Source organism: Geobacillus sp. FSL K6-3411, from assembly GCF_037965715.1.
GTDB classification, from domain to species: domain Bacteria; phylum Bacillota; class Bacilli; order Bacillales; family Anoxybacillaceae; genus Geobacillus; species Geobacillus thermodenitrificans.
The window spans coordinates 2,323,800-2,341,421 of record NZ_CP150187.1 but is presented as its reverse complement, the minus strand read 5'-3'; the positions used below and the strand labels follow the sequence as shown (position 1 = coordinate 2,341,421).

Here is a 17,622-nt window from a genome sequence, read left to right as displayed (position 1 = left end):
GAGATGGAAGGGACATCGAAGCGTCTAGAGCGGAGAAAACGGTCGGCGGCGGATACGAATACGCCGTTATCACGCCTAAAAAGGCGGCGGCAAAAAGAAGAACAAAAGCGAAAATACATCCCAGTTCGCTTGCTGGCGCTTTTGTTTTTGGCGCTGCCAGCCACGGTGATGGCCATCTACCACGCCCGATCGGATTCCGGGACGGTTACAGTCGTCCGCCATGAGGAAAGCAGCAACCGGGAAAAGGTGCGCATCATTCAAGCCGACGACGTGAAGGCTGCCGAACAAACGCCGAAACGGGAGCGGTCAGCGGACGAAAAAGATGTGGATCAAACGAACAGCAAGACGGTCACCCATGTTGTCGCGGCGAACGAAACGCTATACAGCATTGCCATGAAATATTACGGCACGCCAAGCGCGATGGAACTCATCAAAAAAGAAAACGGCTTGTCAACTAACCGGCTTGAGCCAGGGCAAACGCTGCGCATTCCGCTTCATGAACAAAACTGAGTGCGGCCGACCCCGGCATGCAAACAATCGATGATCGGTGTTTTCTCCTTTGTTCTAATGTCGCTTGAAGCGGCATATGATGGACAATAGAAGAGGACAAGGGGGAGAGCACGATGGCCCATTTTCCGAGTGAATTTTCCCTCGATGAAGTAACAAAAGAAATGTTGCTTGCTGTCATTGAAAAGAAGAAAAAATGGGAGCGGCTCGAAAAGCGAACGACCATCTTGCAAGTTGCTTCATTTGTTGGCTTAGCTGCTTTCCTTCTTTATGTTATTGCCAATGTTTCGGCCGTTGCGACGTGGAGCGAGCGGCTTGCTTGGTTTTTTGCCGCACCTGTCCACATTTTCATCTTGCTTCTTTTATGCACGGTGTATTGGTTAGCTGTCTATTACAAAGGAAAAAGCGAAAAGGCGGAAGATGATTTTCACGCTCTCCGTTGCGAAATTATTCAAAAAAGTATCGATTTATGGAAAGACGAAGAGCAGTGGAACGGGCGCCACCGGTTGTTTGAGTGGCTGAAGCGGGAGTACGACATTAACCTGTATTATGAACACAGCTGAATGGGCGATTCCATCCAGCTGTGTTCAGTTTAGAAAAATTTTTTTTGGTTCCGTTCTTCTTTTAAAATTTCCACCGCTTCGCGGAATCGTTGTGAATGAATAATTTCCCGCTCGCGTAAAAAGCGGAGCCCATCGTTTAAGTCTGGGTCGTCACTCATATTAATAATCCATTGATACGTAGCGCGAGCCTTCTCTTCAGCAGCGATGTCTTCGTACAAGTCCGTGATTGGGTCGCCTTTCGCTTGAATGTACGTTGCCGTGAACGGAACGCCGGCAGCGTTATGGTAAAAGAGGGCGCGCTCATGGTCGACGTAATGAGGCTCAAGCCCGGCTTCTTTCAGTTGTTCCGGCGTCGCGTCTTTCGTTAGTTTGTACACCATGGTTGCGATCATTTCGAGATGGGCGAGCTCTTCTGTGCCGATGTCGTTTAGCAATCCGATCACTTTCGATGGCAATGTATAACGCTGGTTTAAGTAACGGAGTGCGGCAGCGAGCTCTCCGTCCGCCCCGCCGTACTGTTCGATCAAATATTTTGCCAGTCTCGGGTTGCACGTGCTGACGCGGACCGGGTATTGCAATTTTTTTTCATAAATCCACATCATCCATTCCTCCTTGCGCTCGTGATGTATCGGCTATACTTGCCAAGGCCACGGCGTGTCGTCCCAGTTCCACGGGTAGTTGGAATAGCTATGGCCAAACTGCTCAAGCGGCCCGTAGGCGGCTTCAAACTGTTTTTTCAACTGTCTCCGCTTTTGAGCGAGTTGGTTAAATTGTTGAATCGCTTGGTAGTCGGTTGGATGGGTGTCTAAATAAAGCGTGAGCTCAACGAGGGCAAAGTCGACCGCTTGCAGCTCCTCCAAACGCTCGTAATACTCCTTTGGCATTTGTTTCATGAGCCATCACCTTTTGTTTTTGTTTCGTAAGGGCTGTAATAAGGGTCGTAAAACACTTTCCAAAGCGTTCCTTTCATTAATGCTTCACGCAGAGGGAATTGCGGCAGGTTTGGAGGCTGGAATCCGATGTATAAGTTCGGCGCGGTGACGTACGTTTTGACGCGGATCGGCGGGCACGGATCAAACGGACTAATATACGGCTCATATTGTTTGCGCGTCGTAAACACAAAACCCCTCCTTTTTTGGTAAAGTTCAGTCTATATGTATGATAGAGCGACATCGTTCATGTCTGTTTGGCATGCTGAATCATAGGAATAAAACGAAGGAGGAAAAAATGGGTCGTCTATGGATGACAGCCATGGCCGCTGTTTTAGGCGCCTATTTGTTTTTTCGCTGGCTGCCGCCGCTTCAGCCGTTTTCCTTGGCTCAGTTTTTGACAGGATTTCTGTTTGTCCCGCTGCGGACATGGCTTGCACTTGCTTGTTTTTTCCTTGGTGTTGCCGCTAATGGAGCCCTCATCCGCATGGTGATCATCGGGAGCGTGCGCCTACTGTCCGGCCGGCGGTTTCGTGTTGGTGAATGGGTAGTGAGTATGGCGGCGCTTAGCCATTTTTATTGGGCGTTTCAGTTTCATTGGCAAACGGCGGCGCTTTTTTTCGTTTTTTCCTTCTTTTATGGTATGATGACGTTGAGAGAACGCCGGTTGAGCGAAGGTGACCGGCTTTAGCAGGAGGAAGTATGTTCATCGGGGGAGCGATCATTAGTTTTCTGTTTTTGTTTGGATATATGTGGAAAGAAGCGCACAGCAATCGGATTCGTCATGTGACGCTGTCGTTTCCTCATTTTCCCGACAATGGGCCTCCGCTTACGATTTTTTTTATTTCTGATATTCATCGGCGGAGCGTTTCGTGCCGCATGCTTGAGACGGTGAAAGGTAAAGCGGACCTCGTCGTGATTGGCGGCGATTTGGCTGAGAAAGGGGTGCCGGCTGCGCGCGTCCGTGAAAACGTACGTCGGCTGCAAACGGTCGCTCCTGTTTATTTTGTTTGGGGAAACAATGATGACGAAGTCGACTACGATCTTCAATCATTGCTCGAGGAAGAACGCGTCTATGTGCTCAAAAACAAAGCGGAAGTATGGGAGCACGGCGGTGTGCCGATCGCGCTCATCGGCGTCGGTGATGTCAGCCGTAAGGAGGCGGATATCGCTCGGGCGCTCGAACACGTCCCGCCTGAATCATTTCGCATTTTAGCCTGTCATAATCCGGCAATCATTGCTCGTCTCGAAGATGAGCAACATATTTCGCTCGTGTTGAGCGGCCATACACATGGTGGACAAATTCGGCTGTTTTCGTTTGGGTTGTATGAAAAAGGAGGGCTCAAATGGCACGGCAACACGGCGTTGTTCACGAGTAACGGCTACGGGACGACCGGGGTGCCGCTTCGCCTTGGGGCGCCGGCAGAAACCCATCTCATCAAAATTGTGCCTGGGAAACTGGCAACCGAGAAAAAATGCTTGTCTAAAACCGGGAAAACGATGTAAACTCATTAATAATAACAAACGAACCAATTGCGAGTTGCAACATACAATAACGGTAAGAGATGGCTCTGTAGGTAAGGAGGGGTTGCCGATGCGTCTTGAGCGCTTGACCCACAATAAAATAAAAATCTTTTTGACGTTTGACGATTTGCTGGACCGCGGATTGACAAAAGACGATTTGTGGAGAGACACGTTTAAAGTGCATCAGCTGTTCCGAGATATGATTGAGGAAGCAAGCGAAGAGCTCGGCTTCGAAGTGAACGGATCGATCGCGGTCGAAGTTTACTCTTTACCGGCACAGGGCATGGTCGTTATCGTTACGAATGAGGGCGACTACAACGACATCGAAGAAGAATTTGCGGACGATTACATTGAAATGCAAGTAACGCTCGATGAGAGCGATGACATATTTTACGAATTTCAAACGTTCGAAGATGTCATTCAGCTCGCCCATCGTTTGTGTGCGGTCGGCTGCCTCGACGGCACGCTCTATTCGTACCAGGGCCGCTTTTACTTGCATGTTGCCGAAGAACCACCGATTCCGCTCGACAATTTTGTCGCCTTGCTGGCCGAGTTCGGCAACCCGGCTACGATAACGATACACCGTGTGCAAGAATATGGGAAACGATTAATGGAACGCCGCGCCATTGAGCAACTCGTTCATTATTTCCGGGCTAACTAAGCACGACTAGACTCCTGTATATGGACAAGGAGTCTATTTTTTCGCAGGAAACAATGTTTGGAATGTTTGGTCCGTTTCAGCCTTTTTTCCTTTGCATCCGCCATCAGAAGGTGTATACTATGACATGGAGGGCGACAAACTATTATAGCGAGCTTATAGGAGGTTTACGTGATGGCAGCCGATAAGCATACGGAAGACAAAGAACAACAGTACGACGTGTTGGCGTCGACGCAAATTGTTATACATAGAGCATTGGAAAAGCTCGGCTACCCGGAAGAAGTATACGAGCTCCTGAAAGAGCCGATCCGCGTGCTGACCGTCCGCATTCCGGTGCGCATGGACGACGGATCGGTGAAAATTTTTACTGGCTATCGGGCACAGCATAACGATGCGGTCGGTCCGACAAAAGGTGGCGTGCGCTTCCATCCTAATGTCACTGAACGTGAGGTGAAAGCGCTGTCTATTTGGATGACCTTAAAATGCGGTATCGTCGATCTGCCGTATGGCGGCGGCAAAGGCGGTATCGTCTGTGATCCGCGCACGATGTCGTTCCGCGAGCTTGAACGGTTGAGCCGCGGCTATGTGCGCGCCATCAGCCAAATCGTTGGACCATCCAAAGACATTCCAGCACCTGATGTGTTTACGAACTCGCAAATTATGGCGTGGATGATGGATGAGTATAGCCGCATCCGTGAATTCGATTCGCCGGGCTTTATTACCGGAAAGCCACTCGTGCTCGGCGGTTCGCATGGTCGGGAAACAGCGACGGCCAAAGGGGTGACGATTTGTATCCGCGAGGCGGCGAAAAAACGCGGCTTGTCGCTCGAAGGAGCGCGTGTCGTCGTTCAAGGGTTTGGCAACGCCGGCAGCTATTTGGCGAAGTTTATGCATGACGCCGGTGCGAAAGTCGTTGGTATTTCCGACGTATACGGTGCGTTGTACGATCCGAACGGGCTTGATATCGACTATTTGCTCGAGCGGCGTGACAGCTTTGGCACGGTGACGAAGCTGTTTAAAAATACGATTTCCAATAAAGAACTGCTTGAACTCGATTGCGACATTTTAGTGCCGGCGGCTATCGAAAACCAAATTACGGCCGAAAATGCCCCACGCATTAAGGCGAGCATCGTCGTTGAGGCGGCGAACGGCCCGACGACGCTCGAGGCAACCGAAATTTTAACGCAACGCGGCATTTTGCTCGTCCCGGATGTGCTCGCAAGCGCTGGTGGCGTGACAGTGTCGTACTTTGAATGGGTGCAAAACAACCAAGGCTATTATTGGACGGAAGAAGAAGTCGAACAGCGGCTTGAGAAAGTGATGGTCAAGGCGTTTAATAATGTTTATGACATGGCGCAAACGCGCCGCGTTGATATGCGCCTTGCCGCATACATGGTCGGCGTCCGTAAAATGGCGGAAGCGTGCCGATTCCGCGGCTGGGTGTAAACGCGGCGAGCACAGACGTTTGCATGCTGGAGTGAAATCCCCTATCATAAGATAGGGGATTTTTTGCTTCGTGTGAGGTGACAAAAAACATGAGAGAAGAAAAAATTATCATCGTTGGCGGCGGACCATGCGGACTGGCGGCGGCGATCGCTTTGCAGGACGCTGGGTTTTCACCGCTTGTGATCGAAAAAGGGAATATCGTCCATGCGATTTACCGTTTTCCGACGCATCAAACGTTTTTCAGCACGAGTGACCGGTTGGAGATCGGCGGCGTGCCGTTTATTACGGAAAATCGAAAGCCGACGAGAAGCCAGGCGCTCGCGTATTACCGCGAAGTCGTCGTCCGTAAACAAGTGCGCGTCAACACGTTTGAAGAAGTGAAAACCGTCAAGCAGCAAGAAGACGGGACTTTTTTGGTCGAAACGACAAAAGGCAAGTATCGCGCTCAATACATTGTCGTTGCCACCGGGTATTACGACCATCCAAACTATATGAATGTACCGGGGGAAGAGTTGCCGAAAGTAATGCATTATTTTAAAGAAGCGCATCCGTACTTCAACACCGACTGCGTCGTTATTGGTGGGAAAAACTCGAGCGTCGATGCGGCGATGGAACTTGTGAAAGCTGGGGCGCGCGTCACGGTGCTGTATCGCGGCAGCGAGTATTCCAAAAGCATCAAACCGTGGATTTTGCCGGAGTTTGATGCATTGGTGCGCAAAGGCGTCATTCGCATGGAATTTCACGCTCACGTGAAAGAAATTACGGAAGATGCTGTGACTTACGAAGTAAACGGGGAAACGAAAACGATCAAAAACGATTTTGTGTTCGCCATGACTGGCTATCATCCCGACCATAGCTTTTTAACGAATATCGGCGTTCGCGTCGATCCGGAAAGCGGACGGCCGCACTATGACCCAGAAACGATGGAGACAAACGTGCCGGGGGTGTTTATCGCAGGGGTGATCGCCGCTGGTAATAATGCCAATGAAATTTTTATCGAAAACGGCCGTTTTCATGGCGATCACATCGCTGCCTGCATCGCCCAACGAGAGCAGGAAGCATCGGCTCGGAAGCCGCTGTAACAACACCATTTGAGTGCGGTAGAAATTAGGCGGGCATCATGTTTAAAATCGGAAAGCGAAGGTGACGGATGTGACGAAACGGAAAGTAGTGCTGCTGACGACTGGCGGCACGATCGCCAGCAAACGGAATGAACGCTCCGGCCGCTTGAATGCCGGGGCGTTAAGTGGCGAAGAGCTTGCCGCGATGTGCCATTTGCCGAAAGAGATCGAGGTCAAAGTCGAAAGCGTGTTCCAGTTGCCGAGCATGCATTTGACATTTGCGCATTGGCTTGAGCTAAAAAAACGGATTGAGGCGCATTTCGCCGATCCGTCCGTCGATGGTATCGTCGTCACCCACGGGACTGATGCGCTTGAGGAGACGGCGTACTTTCTTGATTTGACTGTGAATGACCCGCGAACGATCGTCGTCACCGGCTCGCAGCGGGCTCCGGCCGATTTGGGCAGCGATGTGTATATCAACATCCGCCATGCCATTTACGCTGCGTGCGCTGAGTCGCTGCGAGGAGCGGGAACAGTCGTCGTGTTCAATGAACGCATTTTTGCCGCCAAATACGTGAAAAAAGAACATGCTTCGAACATTCAAGGGTTTAACTCGTTTGGCTTCGGGTATTTAGGCATTATTGACAACGACGAAGTGCACGTGTACCAAAAACCGATCCGCCGTGAATATTACGAGCTCGTGCGCCCGCTTCCGCCCGTCGATATTGTGAAATGTTATTTGGAAGCAGACGGAAAATTTATTAAAGCAGCCCGCGAAAGCGGTGTGGCCGGCATCGTGCTTGAAGGGGTCGGTCGCGGGCAAGTGGCGCCGAACATGGTCGGTGAAATCGTCAAGGCTCTCGAAGCCGGCATCAAAGTCGTTGTGACGACGAGCGCTGAGGAAGGGGCGGTGTATACGACGTACGATTATTTAGGGAGCGCTTATGACTTGCATAAAAAAGGCGTGATTCTCGGCAGCGATTATGACGCAAAAAAAGCGCGCATCAAGCTCGCCGTCGCCCTCGCCTCCAACGCGGATATCGACAACTTGTTTGCCTATTAGGTGAAGTTGCCTAGTAAATTCTCTTTTTCACTCCCTAGTTTCGTGTTACGATAGAGGTAAAAAGACAGAGAAACGGGGATCGATATGTTTTCGCTCATTTCTGCCGGCGTCGCCCCTGGGGTGGCGCTGCTCAGTTATTTTTATTTAAAGGACGAGTATGAAGCTGAACCGTTGTCTTTTGTGTTGCGCATGTTTTTCTTCGGTGTTCTCCTTGTTTTTCCCATCATGTTTATTCAATACGTGTTGGTGGAAGAAAAAATCATTTCGTCGCCGGCGGCTGAAGCGTTTTTATCTGCGGCGTTGCTCGAAGAGTTTGTCAAATGGTTTATTATCTATTTTTTTGTGTATGACCACGACGAATTTGATGAGCCGTACGACGGCATTGTGTATAGTGCCAGCGTCTCATTAGGTTTTGCGACGTTAGAGAACATTTTATACTTGCTAGCCAACGGATTGGAGACAGCCGTCACCCGGGCACTGCTGCCGGTGTCAAGCCATGCGCTGTTTGCCGTCATTATGGGGTTTTATTTCGGCAAGGCGAAATTTGCTGGCCGAAAGCGCCGTTATTATTTATGGGCATCGTTTTTGCTGCCGTTTTTTCTTCATGGCATCTATGATTGGATTTTGTTGGCCGAGAAACAATGGGGTTATTACATGGGGCCGTTTATGCTTGCCTTATGGTGGGTGGCGCTGCGCAAAGTGAAGAAGGCAAAAGGGTACATCCGCTGTCAAGTGACGTCGTCGGCGCAAGGAGTCGTTCGCAAAGTAGAACTGCCTTAAAAAATGAAGATGGTTGCTATAGCAAGATGTTGGAACGTGAAAAGGGGCATCCGAAAGTCGAAAACACGGCTTTCCGGACGGCCCCTTCTTCTTTTTTCTGTATAAAGAGGAAAGACCGGAGGAAAATAAGGATAAAAACGGCGATGGTCGACGGGAGGTTTGCATATGGTAAGGAAACTCATTGTGTTCACCTTAATAGGCGTCTTAGTATGCCTGCATCCAGCAGGCGATGCTGCCGCCTTTTCCCCGCAAGTCATCCAGCGTGGAGCGGTCGGCGATGATGTCATTGAATTGCAGGCGCGACTGCAATATCTCGGTTTTTACAAGGGAAAAATTGACGGCGTGTTCGGTTGGGGCACGTATTGGGCGCTGCGCAACTTCCAACAAAAATACGGCCTGCCAGTCGACGGGTTGGCCGGTGCCGAGACGAAACGGAAGTTGGTGAAGGCCTCCAAATATTATGAGCAGTTTGTCAAAGAGCAAATTCGCCAAGGAAACGAATTTACCCATTACGGGGGCATCCCGCTCAGCCAGCAAGTGAAAAAGCGCGGCAGCGGGGGAAGAACGGCAAAAACGACGGCGTCGAACGTGCCGAAAGGGTTTTCGCAAAACGATATTCAGTTGATGGCGAACGCGGTTTATGGTGAAGCGCGCGGCGAGCCGTACATCGGCCAGGTAGCCGTCGCCGCCGTCATTTTAAACCGGCTCCAACACCCGTCGTTCCCGGATACGGTTGCTGGAGTCATTTTTCAACCGGGCGCGTTTACTGCGGTCGCTGACGGACAAATTTGGCTGACGCCAAACGAAACAGCAAGAAAGGCAGTGCTTGATGCCATTAACGGTTGGGACCCGAGCGGTGGCGCCATTTACTATTTCAACCCGGCAACCGCGACGAGCGCTTGGATTTGGAGTCGGCCGCAAATTAAACGGATCGGGCAGCATATTTTCTGCAAATAAAAGGAGGGAGACGGAATGGTGCGAAACCTATTGCTTGCGGTGCTCGTCGTTGCCGTCGTCGGCACCGGTTATTGGGGCTACCGCGAGCACTCGGAGAAAAACGCGATTTTAATCCACGCAGAAAACAATTACCAGCGTGCGTTCCACGATTTGGCCTACCAAATCGACTTGCTTCATGACAAGCTCGGCGCAACACTGGCGATGAACTCGCACGCATCATTGTCGCCGGCGCTTGCCGAAGTGTGGAAAATCGCAGCAGAAGCGCACTCAGACGTCGGTCAGCTGCCGCTGTCGCTCTTGCCGTTTAACAAGACGCAAGAGTTTTTATCACAAATCGGTGAGTTCAGCTACCGAACGGCGGTGCGCGATTTGGAAGAAGAGCCGTTGACCAAAGAAGAGTACAAGACGTTGCAGGCGCTGTACAAAAACGCGGGAACCATCCGTCAAGAGCTGCGCAATGTGCAACATTTAGTGCTTGAAAACAATTTGCGTTGGATGGATGTCGAGTTGGCGCTGGCCACGAATGACGAGAAAGGTGACAACATTATTATTGACGGTTTCAAAGCGGTCGAAAAAAATGTTGATACGTTCTCAAGCTCGTCCGAGTTTGGACCATCATTCATCGGCCTTGCTAATGAAGAAAAAGGGTTTGTTCGGGCGCAAGGACGTCCGATCACCAAAAACGAAGCGAAACGAATTGCCCGCGATTTTCTCGGCTTAAAAGGGACTGAGGAGATCAAGGTGACAGAGAGCGGCAAAGGAGCGGACGACCGCTTTTATAGCTTAACGATTCGCGATCCGAAAACAAAAGGCGACATTTATATGGACATTACGAAAAATGGCGGTTACCCGATTTGGGCGCTCAACAGCCGGCCGATCGGCAAGCCAAAGATCAGCTTGCATGAGGCGACGAATCGAGGAATGGCATTTTTAAAACGGCATCAATTTACCGGGTTTGAACTGTACGACAGCACGCAATACGATAATGTCGTCGTGCTTACGTTTGTCAAAAGTGAAAACGGTATCCGCATTTACCCGGAAGCAGTCCAAATGAAAGTGGCGCTCGATAACGGCCGAATTGTCGGCTTTACAGCGCGCGATTATTTGTCATCGTCGATCCCGCGTCCGCTGCCAAAACCGAAACTCACCGTCGAAGCGGTGAAGAAAAAGGTCAACCCGCAGTTAAAAGTGATGGAACAGCGCCAAGCAGTCATTATGAACGACTTGCAAAAACCCGTGCTTTGCTACGAGTTCTTAGGAACGCTTGGCGACGAGACGTACCAGCTGTTTATTAACGCGTCGACCGGTCTTGAAGAAAAAGTGGAAAAACTCGAAAGCGTAGAACCGAACTATGGATAAGAGGAAAGGAGGAAAGGCCAAAAACAGGGCTTTTCCTCCTTTTTGTTCCCGTCGACCCGAAGTGAAAGTTGTATGGTATAATAGTCATATGTAACGACGCGGGTCAGCGGCAAGTATTCGGTGATTCGACGGTTGGCCGAAAGGGGACAAAAGGCAAGATGATGATCAAGATTGGGGATCGGATCTGGCTTGAGCCGCTCGACGGTTCAACGCGGCAATACCAGAGTAAGATGCTCTCCGTCGCCGACGGGGTGATCCATATTAGTTATCCTGTCGATGAACAGAGCGGAAAAACGGTGTATTTGTTAAACGGCATGCAATTTAAGGCGAGTTTTATCGGCCGAGATGGGGCTTTGTACATGTTTGATACGGAAGTGAAAGGGGAAATGCGCGACCCGTCACCGATGGTTATTTTGACTTATCCGGGTGACAAATATGTCACGCGCATTCAGCGTCGCCGGTATGTGCGGGTGAAGGCAAAGGTCGATGCTGCCGTCCATCCGCTTAATGGTGAATTCGCCCCGTTTGTAACGATGACGATCGATATTAGCGCCGGCGGAGCCGCGCTCCTCATTCCGCCAACGCATGCTCCTCTTCTTCAACCAGGCAAGGCGGTTGAGCTTTGGCTTGTGCTGCCGATGCGCTCGGGTGAATACTATTATGTGAAAACGAAAGCTAAGCTCGTCCGCATAGTTACTGATGAGCACGGCATCGCAAAAATGTCGGTTGAGTTCACGGATCTTCTTCCCCAAGACCGTGTTCGACTCATTCGTTACAGCTTTGAGCAGCAGCTTGACGAAAAGAAAAGGGAAAAAGAAGAGAATAAATGAACGGGCTGGGTGGAATACTGCTAGAAAAAACGGAAGGCAGGATGTTTGTGCCATGAAGCGGATCGAGCAGCTGTTATGGAAGCTTGTTGTGATCCAAGCAATTTGTTTGTTGGTTGCTCAATGGCTCGTATTGTACACGCCGGCGGCGCTTTATATTGGCAAAATATACGAATATGAAGGGGTAGCTAAGCCGAAAAAAACGGAAACAATTGAAACGGCCGTCGACCGTTGACGGCAAATATGATACAATGAATATGAGAACATGCAGGGTTTTCCTGCATTTTTCTTTGTGCAGTCATTACATGATTCGATGAAGCAGGAGGAGTTATGGAACGACGAATTTGCATCGCGATCGATGGACCTGCGGCAGCAGGAAAAAGTACGGTCGCTAAACTCATTGCCAACCGCCTTTCCTATGTATATATCGATACCGGTGCGATGTACCGTGCGTTAACGTACCGGGCGCTTCAATGCGGTGTTGACATCCATGATGAACAGGCGCTGCTGTCATTGCTTGGTGATACATCGATTGAACTGAAGCCATCACCGCAAGGGCAACTCGTATTCGTGAACGGTGAAGACGTCACCGATATTATTCGCGGCGAGGCGGTGACGAATGCGGTGTCGTTTGTTGCGAAGCACCCGCTTGTGCGCGAGGAGATGGTTGCTCGCCAACGCGCCTTGGCCGAAGGGGGCGGTGTTGTTATGGACGGGCGCGATATCGGGACGAACGTACTGCCGAATGCTGAGGTGAAAATTTTCTTGAAAGCCTCGGTCGAGGAGCGTGCGCGGCGCCGGCATGAAGAAAATATCGCCCGCGGCTTTCCGTCTGATCTCGAAAAGCTAAAAGAAGAGATCGCTCACCGCGACCGGATCGACTCAGAGCGAGAAACAGCGCCGCTTCGCAAGGCGCCGGATGCGGTAGAAATTGATACGACGTCGCTGACGGTCGAGGAAGTGGCGGCGCGCATTATGGAAATTGTCAACGAAAGGATTGGATGAGGGTGGATTTTTATTCGTTGGCCAAAGGAGTGGTAAAAAGCATATTAACCCCTTTGTACCGCATTCAAGTTACCGGGGTTGAGCAATTTCCAAAAGAAGGAGCGGTGCTTCTGTGCGCCAACCATATCAGCAACTTAGATCCGCCGATCGTCGGCATTACAGCACCGCGGCCGATCCGGTTTATGGCGAAAGAAGAATTGTTTCGCACCCCAGTGGTGAAAACGCTCGTCAAAAGCTTGCACGCTTTTCCGGTTAAACGTGGCATGAGCGACCGTCAGGCGCTGCGCACAGGGATTGAGGTGCTGAAACAAGGAGAGGTGCTCGGCATTTTTCCTGAAGGAACGCGCAGCAAAGACGGGCGTCTGAAACGGGCGCTGCCTGGCGTCGGTTTTTTCGCCTTGCGCACCGATGCAGCTGTCGTCCCATGCGCGATCATCGGTCCGTATCGGCCGTTTGTGCCGCTCAAAGTCGTATACGGGGCGCCAATTGATATGGCGCCGCTTCGTGAGCGGAAGGCCAGTCCGGAAGAAGCGGCCGATTATATCATGGATCATATCCGCCAGCTGCTTGAACAACATCGATAAGCATTATAGTACATGTTGATTGAGAAAATATGGTATACTAACTAGAAAAGCGTCCTTATTTTTGCCGACAGCCGGCCGCGGCCTCGGCGCGAGGCGCGCTTTTGCAGGATGGTCAGTCGATGAAGGAGGGGTTTTACGATGACAGAAGAGATGAATGTACAAGTGAATGTGTATGGGGTGGACGATATTGTCCGCGGCAAAGTGGTAAAGCTCGAAGACAAACAAGTGCTTGTTGAGGTGGAAAACAGCAAACAAAGCGGCATCATTCCGATCAGCGAGCTGTCAAACTTGCATATCGAGAAACCGAGCGATGCTGTCGCGGTCGGCGATGAAGTGACGGCTAAAGTGAAAAAAGTGGAAGAAGGCAAAGATGGGGAAGAAGGGCTGCTCATTTTATCAAAGAAAGCTGTCGATGCCGAACGGGCGTGGGAGGAGCTTGAGCGCAAGTTCGCGAGCGGCGAAACGTTCGAAACGGTTGTGAAAGACATCGTTAAAGGTGGGCTTGTCGCCGACGTCGGTGTGCGTGGCTTTATCCCGGCCTCGCTTGTTGAACCACACTATGTCGAAGATTTTTCTGATTACAAAGGAAAAACGCTCACGGTCAAAGTCGTTGAACTCGACCGCGAGAAAAACCGCGTCATTTTATCGCATCGAGCGGTCGTTGAGGAAGAGCAAGAGCGGCAGCAAAAAGAACTGCTTTCCCGTCTTGAGGCGGGGCAAGTGCTGGATGGCGTCGTCCGCCGCATTGCCGATTTCGGCGTCTTTGTCGATGTCGGCGGGTTTGACGGACTCGTACATATTTCCCAGCTTTCTCATACGCGTGTCGCCCATCCGTCTGAGGTGGTGAAAGAAGGCGATGCGGTAAAAGTGAAGGTGTTGGCTGTCGACCCGGAACAAGGTCGTCTGTCGCTGTCGATCAAAGAAGCGTTGCCGGGTCCATGGGAAGGTATCAGCGAAAAAGTAAAACCGGGTGATGTCGTCACTGGGACTGTGAAGCGGCTCGCCTCATTCGGTGCGTTTGTGGAAATTTTCCCGGGTGTCGAAGGATTGGTTCACGTGTCGCAAATCGCCAACCGCCGCATCGGCTCACCGCATGAAGTCCTGAAGGAAGGCGATGAAGTGAAAGCGAAAGTGCTCGATGTCAACGAGGCTGAGCACCGCATTTCCTTAAGCATCCGCGCGCTGCTTGAAGAAGAAACAGCTGCGCCGGCGGAGGATTACAGCCAATATACGAAAGTGGCGGAAACGCGCGGCTTCCAGCTCGGCGAAGTCATCGGCGAACAGCTGAAAAAATTAAAATAATGAACCGTCAAGCAACCTCATCTTGATGGCATTTGCCATCAAGATGAGGTTTTTGTTTTATCTGTCGAACACGAATAAAGAGAGCACGCTTTTTGCCCTCTCAATCGAGAGATCTCTGCTTCCAAGCAAAAGGAAAGTGGAGGGGAAAGTGAATCTTAGCTTTGAAGTGACCATTATATTTTCATTTAAAAACGGCAATTCTATAAAAGACTGACGAAAAATAGCTGTTTCGGACCAATCAACAGCTTCGCAACACGACATAAAACAGAGTTCACAAGATTTCCTGCTTTGAAAAGGGGATGGATTACGAAATCAACAGTCTTATAAATAAAACATGTGCACAGCGAGGAAGAGGGGGAACAGCATGCGTTTTTTTCAAAGAGGGAAAAAGGGCCGTCCGTCGCAGCCAGCGGTGACAAAGCCAAGCGGAACGCAAGACGCCCTAGCGGTCAACATGAATGATAATTTACAAAAAATACAGAATATTTATAGAGACTGCATCGATGTCATCTTCCGTTCTTTTAAAATCGGTGGGCATACAAGCGCCGTTTTAATTTATATCAACGGGCTCGCCAATATGGAAGAAATGAATGAAAATGTGCTTCGTCCGTTGATGGAGAAGAATTCAGACAGTAGGCAAGGCGCGTCGCCTACCGAACAGCTGAATGCGACGAGCCTTCTCGAGCAACAATTGACCGTTGCGAAAGTCAACAAGGTACAAACGATTGGCGAGTGCGTTCAGTATATCGCCGCTGGAAGTCCGGTGCTGTTGATTGATGGACAAAGCGAAGGATTCGCTTTAGGATTGTCCGAATGGGAAAAACGGCCGATTGAAGAGCCGATAGCCGAATCGGTGATCAGAGGCCCGCGTGAAGGATTTATTGAATCATTGGAAACGAACCTTTCCTTATTGCGACGCCGAATCCGCAGCCCGCTATTAAAAACGAAATCAGTCACCTTAGGCAAGTATATAAAAACACAAGTCGTGATTTGTTATATGGAAGGCATCACTCCTGAGGCATTTGTCACGGAAGCGGAAAAACGGCTTCAGCGCATTGAATTGGACGGCGTGCTTGAAAGCGGGTATATCGAAGAGCTGATTGAAGATCATCCGTACTCGCCGTTTCCGCAAGTATTAAACACGGAGCGGCCGGATGTGGCGATTGCCAATTTGCTTGAAGGGCGCATTGTCATCATGCAGGATGGCAGCCCGTTTGTGTTGGTGATGCCGGTTTCGTTTTATTCTTTGATCCAATCTAGCGAAGATTATTATCAGCGCGCGCTGATCAGCGCGCTCATTCGTTGGTTGCGGTATTTGTTTCTCTTGATTTCGCTCTTGTTGCCGTCCGCGTATATCGCCATTTTGACGTTTCACCAAGAAATGATCCCGACGACCCTTTTATTAACGGTGGCTGCTTCGCGGGAACGCATACCTTTCCCGGCGCTCGTTGAGGCGCTAATAATGGAAGTCGTATTTGAAGCGTTGCGTGAAGCCGGCGTGCGACTCCCAAAACAGACAGGGGCGGCGGTGAGTATCGTCGGGGCGCTCGTCATCGGCCAGGCAGCGGTTCAGGCCGGTCTTGTCTCCGCGCCGATGATTATGATTGTAGCGCTGACGGGTATCGCTTCGTTTACGATCCCGCGGTTTACGGCCGGGATTGCATTGAGAATGTTGCGCTTCCCGATGATGTTTTTAGCCGGGTCGCTTGGGCTGCTTGGGATTATGCTCGGACTGCTGTTGATTCTGATACATATGGCTTCCCTTCGCTCTCTTGGCGTTCCGTATTTGAATGCTCACGTCCCTAACATGGAGCATCAAGCAAAAGATGTCCTTACCCGCACTCCGTGGTGGAAGCTGAACGCTCGTCCACGCATAAATGAGCGGAGGAGGAATAACCGTCAAAGCTAAGGAGTGAAAGAGGATGGAAAATGAAAAAATCACGTCCGTGCAGATGATGATGTTGCTGTATCCGGCTATTACCGCTACTGCCATTCTCCTTGTCCCAGGGGTGACGGCTCAACATGCCCAGCAAGATATGTGGCTATCGCCGATTTGGGCTTCGCTTATCGGCTTTTTGACGGTGCACATCACCGTTCAGTTGTACCGGCTTTATCCAAAAAAAACACCGATTGAATATAGCGTGGATATCGCTGGTCCGTTTTTCGGCAAGTTCATCGGCTTGCTTTTGTTATTTTTTTATTTTCATGTCACCGCGATTATTATCCGCGAATACGGAGAGTTTGTCGTCGGTAACTTTTTGTTTCGCACGCCAATTGACTTTGTGATGGGAGCGATGGTGTTTGTTTGTGCTGTTGCCGTTCGCAGTGGGATTGCTGTGCTTGGGAGACTGGCACAAATTCTCGTGCCCGTTGTCATCTTGTTGTTAACTATCATTGTTATTTTGGTGTTTCCGGATATCGAGCTGGAAAATATGTTTCCGATGTTTGAAAACGGGCTTTTGCCGTCGATCATGGGCGCAGCAACCCCGCAAAGCTGGTTTAGCGAATGCTTTTTAATGGCATTTTTGCTTCCGCATGTCATCGATGAAAATCATGGACGGAGATGGGGAAACATCGCGGTTGTATCGATTATGTTGACATTATTTTTCACGAATTTGGCGACCCTCTTCGTGTTTGGAAACATTACTGCCAGCTTTGTATATCCGGTGATCAGTGTCGTCCGGTATATTAGCATCGCTGATTTTTTGGAGCATGTCGAGGTGGTCGTCATGGCGCTTTGGGTCGTCGGTGTATTTTTGAAAATTTCGGTCTTTTATTATGCTCTTGTGACTGGCTTAGCCCGGTGGTTGAACTTATCCCAATACGAGCCGCTCGTCTTTTCTGTCGGGTTGCTTTTATGTTTGCTTTCTAACTGGTCGGCAAATGATTTAGTGGAGCTGACCCATTTTCTAGGGACAACCGGCTCGTTTTACTTGTCATTTGTGCAAACCGTCATTCCGTTGTTTCTCCTGTTAGTGGCGAAATGGCGAAATCGGGCTGCGTCCCCGCAGCCGGCTGTTTCACACCAAGAAAGAAAATAACGTCCACTGCTATTAA

The 17,622-nt window shown here is 50.3% G+C and carries 21 protein-coding genes; 18 read left to right on the top strand and 3 right to left on the bottom strand.

Going from position 1 to position 17,622, the window contains the following annotated elements; translation table 11 throughout:
• The first annotated feature begins 3 nt into the window (after nucleotides 1–3).
• Nucleotides 4–510, top strand: a complete 507-nt coding sequence (locus tag NSQ22_RS11870) for a LysM peptidoglycan-binding domain-containing protein (RefSeq protein WP_011887709.1) — start codon at nucleotides 4–6, stop codon at nucleotides 508–510.
• Between the two features lie 113 nt (nucleotides 511–623).
• Complete coding sequence (locus NSQ22_RS11865) at nucleotides 624–1,070, top strand: YpbF family protein (RefSeq protein ID WP_008879656.1); 447 nt, start codon at nucleotides 624–626, stop codon at nucleotides 1,068–1,070.
• Nucleotides 1,071–1,099: 29 nt separating this feature from the next.
• Here NSQ22_RS11865 and NSQ22_RS11860 read toward each other — a convergent pair whose 3' ends face one another.
• From NSQ22_RS11860 to NSQ22_RS11850, 3 genes are read right to left on the bottom strand one after another with little or no spacing between them, the layout of a single operon-like run.
• Entirely contained in the window at nucleotides 1,100–1,669 is a 570-nt protein-coding gene (locus tag NSQ22_RS11860; protein WP_029760988.1) for a manganese catalase family protein, read from the bottom strand.
• A 33-nt stretch (nucleotides 1,670–1,702) separates the two neighbouring features.
• Nucleotides 1,703–1,963 carry a spore coat protein CotJB gene (locus NSQ22_RS11855; RefSeq protein ID WP_008879653.1) on the bottom strand — a complete coding sequence of 87 codons (261 nt, stop codon included), beginning with the start codon at nucleotides 1,961–1,963 and terminating at the stop codon, nucleotides 1,703–1,705.
• A complete protein-coding gene (locus NSQ22_RS11850) occupies nucleotides 1,960–2,190 on the bottom strand; it encodes a spore coat associated protein CotJA (RefSeq protein WP_008879652.1) in 231 nt (76 codons plus the stop codon). The genes NSQ22_RS11855 and NSQ22_RS11850 overlap by 4 nt, the downstream gene beginning before the upstream one ends.
• Nucleotides 2,191–2,297: 107 nt before the next feature.
• Between NSQ22_RS11850 and NSQ22_RS11845 the strand changes: the two genes are divergently transcribed.
• The 16 genes from NSQ22_RS11845 (at nucleotide 2,298) to NSQ22_RS11770 (ending at nucleotide 17,606) form a co-directional block, all read left to right on the top strand.
• Nucleotides 2,298–2,690, top strand: a complete 393-nt coding sequence (locus NSQ22_RS11845) for a hypothetical protein (RefSeq protein ID WP_008879651.1) — start codon at nucleotides 2,298–2,300, stop codon at nucleotides 2,688–2,690.
• A gap of 11 nt (nucleotides 2,691–2,701) precedes the next feature.
• Nucleotides 2,702–3,505: a metallophosphoesterase gene (locus NSQ22_RS11840; RefSeq protein ID WP_008879650.1), complete on the top strand. Its 804-nt coding sequence runs from the start codon at nucleotides 2,702–2,704 to the stop codon at nucleotides 3,503–3,505.
• A gap of 88 nt (nucleotides 3,506–3,593) precedes the next feature.
• Complete coding sequence (locus tag NSQ22_RS11835; RefSeq protein WP_008879649.1) at nucleotides 3,594–4,184, top strand: genetic competence negative regulator; 591 nt, start codon at nucleotides 3,594–3,596, stop codon at nucleotides 4,182–4,184.
• 171 nt (nucleotides 4,185–4,355) lie between these two features.
• Entirely contained in the window at nucleotides 4,356–5,627 is a 1,272-nt protein-coding gene (locus NSQ22_RS11830) for a Glu/Leu/Phe/Val dehydrogenase (protein WP_008879648.1), read from the top strand.
• A gap of 89 nt (nucleotides 5,628–5,716) precedes the next feature.
• A complete protein-coding gene (locus NSQ22_RS11825; protein ID WP_008879647.1) occupies nucleotides 5,717–6,709 on the top strand; it encodes a YpdA family putative bacillithiol disulfide reductase in 993 nt (330 codons plus the stop codon).
• 70 nt (nucleotides 6,710–6,779) lie between these two features.
• Entirely contained in the window at nucleotides 6,780–7,751 is a 972-nt protein-coding gene (locus tag NSQ22_RS11820) for an asparaginase (protein ID WP_029760987.1), read from the top strand.
• Nucleotides 7,752–7,835: 84 nt separating this feature from the next.
• Nucleotides 7,836–8,531 carry a glutamic-type intramembrane protease PrsW gene (gene prsW / locus NSQ22_RS11815; RefSeq protein WP_008879645.1) on the top strand — a complete coding sequence of 232 codons (696 nt, stop codon included), beginning with the start codon at nucleotides 7,836–7,838 and terminating at the stop codon, nucleotides 8,529–8,531.
• A gap of 165 nt (nucleotides 8,532–8,696) precedes the next feature.
• On the top strand, nucleotides 8,697–9,488 hold the full coding sequence (sleB, locus tag NSQ22_RS11810; RefSeq protein WP_011887704.1) for a spore cortex-lytic enzyme: 792 nt from the start codon (nucleotides 8,697–8,699) through the stop codon (nucleotides 9,486–9,488).
• Between the two features lie 15 nt (nucleotides 9,489–9,503).
• Nucleotides 9,504–10,847: a germination protein YpeB gene (ypeB, locus tag NSQ22_RS11805; RefSeq protein WP_008879643.1), complete on the top strand. Its 1,344-nt coding sequence runs from the start codon at nucleotides 9,504–9,506 to the stop codon at nucleotides 10,845–10,847.
• Nucleotides 10,848–11,008: 161 nt separating this feature from the next.
• Nucleotides 11,009–11,677, top strand: a complete 669-nt coding sequence (locus NSQ22_RS11800) for a flagellar brake domain-containing protein (RefSeq protein ID WP_008879642.1) — start codon at nucleotides 11,009–11,011, stop codon at nucleotides 11,675–11,677.
• Nucleotides 11,678–11,729: 52 nt separating this feature from the next.
• A complete protein-coding gene (locus NSQ22_RS11795) occupies nucleotides 11,730–11,909 on the top strand; it encodes a YpfB family protein (RefSeq protein WP_008879641.1) in 180 nt (59 codons plus the stop codon).
• Nucleotides 11,910–12,004: 95 nt separating this feature from the next.
• Entirely contained in the window at nucleotides 12,005–12,679 is a 675-nt protein-coding gene (gene cmk, locus NSQ22_RS11790; RefSeq protein ID WP_008879640.1) for a (d)CMP kinase, read from the top strand.
• Nucleotides 12,676–13,263, top strand: coding sequence for a lysophospholipid acyltransferase family protein (locus NSQ22_RS11785; RefSeq protein WP_008879639.1), 588 nt, complete (start codon nucleotides 12,676–12,678; stop codon nucleotides 13,261–13,263). The genes cmk and NSQ22_RS11785 overlap by 4 nt, the downstream gene beginning before the upstream one ends.
• Before the next feature lie 138 nt (nucleotides 13,264–13,401).
• A complete protein-coding gene (gene rpsA, locus NSQ22_RS11780; RefSeq protein ID WP_060476036.1) occupies nucleotides 13,402–14,565 on the top strand; it encodes a 30S ribosomal protein S1 in 1,164 nt (387 codons plus the stop codon).
• Nucleotides 14,566–14,929: 364 nt separating this feature from the next.
• Nucleotides 14,930–16,474: a spore germination protein gene (locus NSQ22_RS11775; RefSeq protein ID WP_051358517.1), complete on the top strand. Its 1,545-nt coding sequence runs from the start codon at nucleotides 14,930–14,932 to the stop codon at nucleotides 16,472–16,474.
• 13 nt (nucleotides 16,475–16,487) lie between these two features.
• Nucleotides 16,488–17,606 carry an endospore germination permease gene (locus NSQ22_RS11770; RefSeq protein ID WP_029760981.1) on the top strand — a complete coding sequence of 373 codons (1,119 nt, stop codon included), beginning with the start codon at nucleotides 16,488–16,490 and terminating at the stop codon, nucleotides 17,604–17,606.
• Nucleotides 17,607–17,622 lie beyond the last annotated feature (16 nt).

Excerpts from the sequence above, each read along its gene's own strand:
- NSQ22_RS11870 (WP_011887709.1), top strand. The coding sequence starts at position 4 with ATGGAAGGGACATCGAAGCGTCTAGAGCGGAGAAAACGGTCGGCGGCG.
- NSQ22_RS11865 (WP_008879656.1), top strand. The coding sequence starts at position 624 with ATGGCCCATTTTCCGAGTGAATTTTCCCTCGATGAAGTAACAAAAGAA.
- NSQ22_RS11860 (WP_029760988.1), bottom strand. The coding sequence starts at position 1,669 with ATGTGGATTTATGAAAAAAAATTGCAATACCCGGTCCGCGTCAGCACG.
- NSQ22_RS11855 (WP_008879653.1), bottom strand. The coding sequence starts at position 1,963 with ATGAAACAAATGCCAAAGGAGTATTACGAGCGTTTGGAGGAGCTGCAA.
- NSQ22_RS11845 (WP_008879651.1), top strand. The coding sequence starts at position 2,298 with ATGGGTCGTCTATGGATGACAGCCATGGCCGCTGTTTTAGGCGCCTAT.
- NSQ22_RS11840 (WP_008879650.1), top strand. The coding sequence starts at position 2,702 with ATGTTCATCGGGGGAGCGATCATTAGTTTTCTGTTTTTGTTTGGATAT.
- NSQ22_RS11835 (WP_008879649.1), top strand. The coding sequence starts at position 3,594 with ATGCGTCTTGAGCGCTTGACCCACAATAAAATAAAAATCTTTTTGACG.
- NSQ22_RS11830 (WP_008879648.1), top strand. The coding sequence starts at position 4,356 with ATGGCAGCCGATAAGCATACGGAAGACAAAGAACAACAGTACGACGTG.
- NSQ22_RS11825 (WP_008879647.1), top strand. The coding sequence starts at position 5,717 with ATGAGAGAAGAAAAAATTATCATCGTTGGCGGCGGACCATGCGGACTG.
- prsW (WP_008879645.1), top strand. The coding sequence starts at position 7,836 with ATGTTTTCGCTCATTTCTGCCGGCGTCGCCCCTGGGGTGGCGCTGCTC.
- sleB (WP_011887704.1), top strand. The coding sequence starts at position 8,697 with ATGGTAAGGAAACTCATTGTGTTCACCTTAATAGGCGTCTTAGTATGC.
- ypeB (WP_008879643.1), top strand. The coding sequence starts at position 9,504 with ATGGTGCGAAACCTATTGCTTGCGGTGCTCGTCGTTGCCGTCGTCGGC.
- NSQ22_RS11800 (WP_008879642.1), top strand. The coding sequence starts at position 11,009 with ATGATCAAGATTGGGGATCGGATCTGGCTTGAGCCGCTCGACGGTTCA.
- NSQ22_RS11795 (WP_008879641.1), top strand. The coding sequence starts at position 11,730 with ATGAAGCGGATCGAGCAGCTGTTATGGAAGCTTGTTGTGATCCAAGCA.
- cmk (WP_008879640.1), top strand. The coding sequence starts at position 12,005 with ATGGAACGACGAATTTGCATCGCGATCGATGGACCTGCGGCAGCAGGA.
- NSQ22_RS11785 (WP_008879639.1), top strand. The coding sequence starts at position 12,676 with ATGAGGGTGGATTTTTATTCGTTGGCCAAAGGAGTGGTAAAAAGCATA.
- rpsA (WP_060476036.1), top strand. The coding sequence starts at position 13,402 with ATGACAGAAGAGATGAATGTACAAGTGAATGTGTATGGGGTGGACGAT.
- NSQ22_RS11775 (WP_051358517.1), top strand. The coding sequence starts at position 14,930 with ATGCGTTTTTTTCAAAGAGGGAAAAAGGGCCGTCCGTCGCAGCCAGCG.
- NSQ22_RS11770 (WP_029760981.1), top strand. The coding sequence starts at position 16,488 with ATGGAAAATGAAAAAATCACGTCCGTGCAGATGATGATGTTGCTGTAT.